Origin of the sequence: Streptomyces sp. WM6386 (assembly GCF_000972385.1) — a bacterium.
In the GTDB taxonomy this organism is placed as follows: domain Bacteria; phylum Actinomycetota; class Actinomycetes; order Streptomycetales; family Streptomycetaceae; genus Streptomyces.
The window spans coordinates 1-1308 of sequence record NZ_JXTE01000191.1 but is presented as its reverse complement, the minus strand read 5'-3'; the positions used below and the strand labels follow the sequence as shown (position 1 = coordinate 1308).

2 pseudogenes are annotated in these 1308 nt (G+C 67.8%); both read right to left on the bottom strand.

What is annotated here, in order from left to right:
- Positions 1 to 675 (bottom strand): annotated as a pseudogene (locus TN53_RS40640) (hypothetical protein); the annotation flags it as partial.
- Between the two features lie 141 nt (positions 676 to 816).
- Positions 817 to 1308, bottom strand: a pseudogene (locus TN53_RS49685) (hypothetical protein); the annotation flags it as partial.

Sequence of the window (1308 nt, the reverse complement as noted above, 5' to 3'; positions counted from 1 at the left end):
CGCGTATCCCGTGCATTCCTGCAGGCGGGCCCTCAACCCTGTCGTGGTCAGGCTGGATGTGGGACGTAGTCCCTGCCACAACGGGTACTGGGGCTCGCTGGGGCGGGGGAGGTTCTGGCAGTAGTACTGATAGACCACCCGCAGGTCGACGCGGTAGTCATAGCCGCGTGAGCCGCCACCCAGCACTCCGTTGGTGAGCAGAGCACCGTCATAGGAGCCCTGCTTGCCGTACACCTCCACGACCTTGGCAGCGACGTTACCGCCCCAGGACTGACCGTGAACGAAGGTCCGCTTGGGATTGCCGAACTCGTCCACGAACAGCCCCCGCACATTCTCCGTGTCGGCGGCAGCCATACGGGTTCCGTAACCCCCGCGTCGATAGGACGAGCCCGCCCAGGCATAGCCCTGGTCCACCATCACCGACCAGCGTTCCATGTCGCCGAGGCTTCGCTCGGGGTCCGACCCTTCACCCAGGTCGGGACCGCCATGAGCGTGCACGACGAGCGAGCCGTTCCAGCGCTTGGGCACGGCGATCGCGTAGAACGCTCCGTTGGCGTCCTGGCCGGTGTAGCAGGTGGCCTTCTCCTCCAGGCCCACCGGGCATGAGATCGGTGCGGGCGACGGCTCACCGGCCGCCTGGACCGGGCTGATGGCGCTGAGCGACCCGGCGACCATGCATGCGACGCATGCGGTCAGCGTCGCTCCGCGTCGTGCGCGGGACCAGAGGCGAGGAGGGGTAAACGTGGTCCGACCCGAGCGATTCACAGCAAGGCTCCCGGAACTCAGTGGCGCACCATCGCGCCGAGCGGTGCGATGTTAGAAACACATCCGCTGGTGCACTACGAGTCGCTCGATTCTGTTCATAGTGTGCGCATGCCCGAACGGACGGCCCGACAAGGAGGAGCGGGACGAGCAGATACCGGCCGACAGCGCGAAGGTCGCAAGCCGGGATGACTCCCCCCGCAGTACGGCGACGAGCGCGACATCGGCCTCGGTGGTCAGCAGCGGCGGCCTGCGCACTCGGCCCACTCCCGCGGCCAACGTCACCACGAGCAAGGCCGGTACGGCGCCGTGCAGACGTTGGGCCACGGTGCCGGTACCCAAGATGTGTGTCATCGCGCGGGCGGTGGAGGCCAGGACGACGACGGCGACGATACCCGTGAGCGCCTGGCACACGAGAAGCAGTACGGAGCCCGTCCTGTCGACGGCCCACGCCCTGCGGGTGGTGTGGGCCAGCACGGAGGGCAGAGCTTTCGGCGACCGGCCTTGCTGAAACCTCGACGGCCCCCGCGCGACGATGTCACCGCT